The organism is Actinosynnema sp. (assembly GCF_052038725.1).
This window is the reverse complement of record NZ_JBQGCX010000994.1, coordinates 1-4,954: the sequence shown is the minus strand read 5'-3', so window position 1 is coordinate 4,954 and position 4,954 is coordinate 1. Positions and strand designations below refer to the sequence as shown.

At 72.8% G+C, this 4,954-nt stretch carries 4 protein-coding genes; all 4 read left to right on the top strand.

Translation table 11 applies throughout. The features are described 5' to 3' along the window. Position 1 precedes the first annotated feature (1 nt). The 4 genes from ACTUAL_RS21100 (at position 2) to ACTUAL_RS21085 (ending at position 4,783) form a co-directional block, all read left to right on the top strand. Positions 2–847: a diacylglycerol kinase family protein gene (locus ACTUAL_RS21100; protein ID WP_440901460.1), complete on the top strand. Its 846-nt coding sequence runs from the start codon at positions 2–4 to the stop codon at positions 845–847. A gap of 252 nt (positions 848–1,099) precedes the next feature. Further along, entirely contained in the window at positions 1,100–1,549 is a 450-nt protein-coding gene (locus ACTUAL_RS21095) for a DEAD/DEAH box helicase (protein WP_440901459.1), read from the top strand. A 9-nt stretch (positions 1,550–1,558) separates the two neighbouring features. Further along, entirely contained in the window at positions 1,559–3,967 is a 2,409-nt protein-coding gene (locus ACTUAL_RS21090) for a DEAD/DEAH box helicase (protein ID WP_440901458.1), read from the top strand. 138 nt (positions 3,968–4,105) lie between these two features. Continuing rightward, complete coding sequence (locus ACTUAL_RS21085) at positions 4,106–4,783, top strand: DUF4333 domain-containing protein (RefSeq protein ID WP_440901457.1); 678 nt, start codon at positions 4,106–4,108, stop codon at positions 4,781–4,783. Positions 4,784–4,954: the final 171 nt, after the last annotated feature.

Below are 4,954 nucleotides of genomic sequence, written 5' to 3'. Positions count from 1 at the left end.
GATCGCGGGCACCACCGCGGCCCTGCTGCGGGAGGCCGTGGACGTCCTCGACCTGCTGGTCCCCACCAGCACGGCCGAGGCCGCCGCGATGGCCGAGCGGGTGGTGGGCGCCAACGTCGACGCGCTGGTGGTCCTGGGCGGCGACGGCGCCGCGCACGTGGCGCTCCAGGCGTGCGCGGGCACCCCGACCGCGCTGGCGGTCATCCCGGCGGGCACCGGGAACGACCTGGCCAGGGTGCTCGGCTCCCGGTCGGCGGCGGACCTGGTCCCCGCGCTGCGCTCGGGCGAGCGGCGCCGGGTCGACCTGGGGCGGGTGCGGGGTGGGCGGTGGTTCGCGACGGTGCTGTGCGCGGGGTTCGACTCGGCGGTCAACGCCCGCGCGAACCGGATGCGCTGGCCCGCGGGGCCGCGCCGGTACGACCTGGCGCTGCTCGCCGAGCTGCTCGGCCCGCGACCGGGGAGGTTGCTGCTGGGCACCCCGAAGGGGGAGATCGGGGTGAACGCGCTGCTGGTCGCGGTCGGCAACACCGGCAGCTACGGCGGCGGCGTGCCGGTGTGCCCTGGGGCGGACCCGGAGGACGGGCTGTTCGACGTCACGGTGGTGGAGGCGGTGAGCAGGCGGACCCTGCTGCGGGTGCTGCCCACCCTGCGGACCGGCGACCACACGGCGCACCCGGCGGTGCACACGTTCCGGGCGTCCTCGATCCGGCTGGCCGGGCCCGCGTGGACGGCCTACGCGGACGGCGAGCGCCAGCGGGCCCTGCCGGTGACGGCGACGTGCGTCCCCGGTGCGCTGAGCACTATTCCTTCAGCGCTGACCGATTCCAGTATTCCAGCGCGGGCCTGACCGGCCACCGCCACCGCCACCGCCACGGCCACCGCCGTCCGCTCTGGACACGCCGCTCCCCTCCCGCCCTCCGGCGACTTCACCCCTGCCATCACCCCCCTCACCAGGACGATCGCCCCCAGCCGACCCCGCGTGGAAAAAATGACCCCAGCTTTTGTCGGCCCCTTGTGACAGCCTGGAGGGGTGTCAAGTGCTTCCCGGTCCCCGGCCGAGGCCTACGCGGAATCCCGCCGCCGCGCTTCCCGGCCCCAGTTGACCGACTTCCTCTCGGTGGTCTCCTTCGAGCTCGACCCGTTCCAGCTGCGCGCCTGCGAGTTCCTGGAGGACGGCCACGGCGTCCTGGTGTGCGCGCCCACCGGCGCGGGCAAGACCGTCGTCGGCGAGTTCGCCGTGCACCTCGCCCTCGCCGAGGGGCGGAAGTGCTTCTACACCACGCCGATCAAGGCGCTGTCGAACCAGAAGTACGCCGACCTGTGCGCCCGGTACGGCCAGGACAAGGTCGGCCTGCTCACCGGCGACACCTCGGTCAACGGCGACGCGCCCGTGGTCGTCATGACCACCGAGGTGCTGCGGAACATGCTGTACGCGGGCTCCTCCACCCTGAACAGCCTCGGCTACGTGGTCATGGACGAGGTGCACTACCTCGCCGACCGCTTCCGCGGCCCGGTCTGGGAGGAGGTCAACCTGCACCTGCCCGAATAGGTGCGGCTGGTGGGCCGCTCGGCCACGGTGAGCAACGCCGAGGAGTTCGGCGAGTGGCTCGTCACCGTCCGGGGTGACACCGCGGTGGTGGTGGACGAGCACCGGCCGGTGCCGCTGTGGCAGCACATGCTGGCCGGTCCGCGCATGTTCGACCTGTTCGCCGACGACGTCGCCGACACCCACGTCAAGATCAACCCGCAGCTGCTGCGCCAGGTCGAGGACCTGGCCCGCTTCCACGTGCCGTGGACGCGCGGCCGGGGCAACAAGGGCGGCCGTCCGCCGCGCTCGACCGGGTTCAAGCCGCCGTCGCGGGTCGACGTCATCCAGCGGCTCGACGCGGCCGGGCTGCTGCCCGCGATCGTGTTCGTGTTCAGCCGGGCGGGCTGCGACGCGGCGGTGAACCAGTGCGTGCGGTACGGCCTGCGCCTGACCACGCCCGACGAGGTCGAGGTCATCCGCCGGATCGTCGACGAGAAGACCCGCGACCTGCCCCAGGACGACCTGATGGTCCTCGGCTACTGGGAGTGGCGCGAGGCGCTGGAGCGCGGCATCGCCAGCCACCACGCGGGCCTGCTGCCCGCGTTCAAGGAGACGGTGGAGGAGCTGTTCGTGCGCGGCCTGGTCAAGGCCGTGTTCGCCACCGAGACCCTCGCGCTCGGCATCAACATGCCCGCGCGGACGGTGGTGCTGGAGAAGCTGGTCAAGTACAACGGCGAGGCGCACGTCGATCTCACGCCGGGCGAGTACACGCAGCTCACCGGGCGCGCGGGGCGTCGCGGCATCGACGTCGAGGGGCACGCCGTGGTGGTGTGGCAGCCCGGCGTCGACCCGAAGGCGGTCGGCGGGCTGGCGGCCACCCGCACCTACCCGCTGCGCTCCTCGTTCCGGCCCGGCTACAACATGGCCGTCAACCTGGTGCACCGGCTCGGCGCGCCCGCCGCCCGCGACCTGCTGGAGCAGTCGTTCGCCCAGTTCCAGGCCGACCGGTCGGTGGTGGGGCTGGCCAGGCGGATCGAGCGCAACCGGGAGGCGCTGGCCGGGTACGCGGAGTCGATGTCCTGCCACCTCGGGGACTTCACGGAGTACGCGTCGCTGCGCCGCAGGGTCACGGACCGGGAGAAGGCGCTGGCCAGGCAGAACACCTCGGCCAGTCGCGCGGAGACCGCCGCGTCGCTGGAGAGGCTGAGGAAGGGCGACGTCATCGCGGTGCCGTCCGGGCGGCGGACCGGGCTGGCGGTGGTGATCGACCCAGGGCTGGAGCCGCTGGGCGAGCCGAGGCCGTTCGTGGTCACCGAGGACCGGTGGGCCGGGCGGTTGACCTCGGCGGACTTCCCGCTGCCGGTCGAGGTGCTGGGGAAGGTGCGGCTGCCGAAGCAGGTCGACACCCGGTCGCCCCGGTCGCGGCGGGACCTGGCGGCGACGCTGCGGAACACGGGGCTGGTCGCGCCGAGCGCGCGGAAGCGGCGGTCCACGGCGGACGACGACGCCGAGCTGGCGACGTTGCGGCGGGCGCTGCGGGCGCACCCGTGCCACGGGTGCGAGAAGCGCGAGGAGCACGCCCGGTGGGGGGAGCGGTACCACCGGCTGCTGGCCGAGACGGAGCAGACGGAGCGGAAGGTCGCGGCCACGACGCACTCGTTGGCGCGGGAGTTCGACCGGATCCGGGGGTTGCTGCGGGAGCGCGGGTACCTGGAGGTCGTGGAGGACGAGCCCGAGTCCGAGGGCGGGGCTGTGTTCGAGGCTCCCGGTGAGGGGGCGGTTTCCGAGGGCGGCGCTTCTGAGGGGGCTGCTTCCGGGGGCGGCGCTGAGGGCGAGCCTGGGCAGAGGAAGCGGCGGGTCGTGCGGCGGGCTGGGCAGGAGCGCGTCTCGGGTGGGCCCGGCAGGAGGGGCGGGGAGCGGGTCACCGAGCACGGCAGGCGGTTGACCAGGCTCTACAGCGAGTCCGACCTGCTGGCGGCGGAGTGCCTCAGGCACGGGGTGTGGAAGGGGCTGGCGCCGGAGGAGCTGGCGGCTGTGGTGTCGTCGCTGGTGTACGAGGCGCGCAGGGACGGGCCGATGGAGACGCGGCTGCCACCGGGGAAGGTCTCCGACGCGATGACCGCGACCGCGAGGTTGTGGGCGGAGCTGGAGGACGACGAGCGCAGGCACCGGCTCGACCGCACCCGGCAGCCCGACCCCGGTTTCGCCTGGGCGGTGTACCGGTGGGCGCGCGGCGAGTCGCTGGAGCGGGTGCTCGGGACCACCGACACGGGCGGGACCGAGCTGGGGGCGGGTGACTTCGTGCGCTGGTGCAGGCAGGTCGTCGACTTCCTCGACCAGATCAGGGACGTCGTCGGCGGCGGCGACCCGGTGGGCGCGGCGGCCCGCAAGGCGGTCGACGCGCTGCGTCGTGGTGTGGTCGCGCTGGCCACGGTCTGACGGAGTTGGCCACGGTCTGACAAAGTTTGGCGGGGTGCGCTGCGTAGTCGGCGTCATCCTGTGGTTTGATCGCGCGAGCAAGCCAGCACGTCCGAAATAGTCCTTTTCCCGTTCCAGACCGACCGCCGGAGGCCGAGCATGACCAGTCCGTACGGACCGTCCGGAGGGAACGACCCGCAGCAGCAGTGGGGCCAGCAGCCCTACGGCGGTGGCGGGTACCCCGGCACGCCGTCGGGTGGTTTCCCCGCTCAGCAGCCCGGTTACGGGCAGCCGGACCCCTCGCAGCAGCACCAGCAGCAGTGGGGCCAGCAGGCGCCGCAGGGGCAGCCTTACCCGCCCCAGCAGCAGTACCCCGGCACGCCCGGCGGTGGGTTCGACCCGAACAACCCGTACGGGCAGCAGCCGCAGCAGCCCGGTTACGGGCAGCCGGGTCAGTACGGGCAGCCGGGGCAGTTCGGCGGGCAGCCGGGGCAGTACGGGCCGCCGCCGCCCGCGAAGAAGTCCAACGGGCTGATCTGGGGCGTTGTGGCGGCCGTGGTGCTGATCGTGGCGGTCGTGGGCATCGGCGGGTTCGTGACGCCGGGGTGGTTCAACAAGAAGGTCCTGGACAACACGTCCGTGCAGAACGGGATCGTGCAGGTCCTCAAGGACGACTACAAGCTCGACGCGAAGAGCGCCAGCTGCAGCGGTGAGCACGAGGTCAAGCCGAACACCACCTTCGAGTGCGACGTGAAGGTCGGGGACGCGGACAAGAAGGTGAAGATCACCATCAAGACCTCGGACGGTGAGTACGAGGTTGGGCAGCCCACCGGCTGATCCAGCGTGTTGCGCGGCGCTGCGTTGTGCTGCGCGGCGCGGCGCGGCGCGGCGCCAAGTCGCTTTGCTTCGCCGAGGCCGTTTCCCGATGACCGGGAAACGGCCTCGGTGTTTTTTGCGGGTGGGTTGGTGCTTTGCCGGCGGGCGTGCGCTCGGCATCGTGATTCCTGG

Bases quoted from the DNA above. Each gene is read 5' to 3' on its own strand.
- ACTUAL_RS21085 (WP_440901457.1), top strand. From the start codon at position 4,106: ATGACCAGTCCGTACGGACCGTCCGGAGGGAACGACCCGCAGCAGCAG.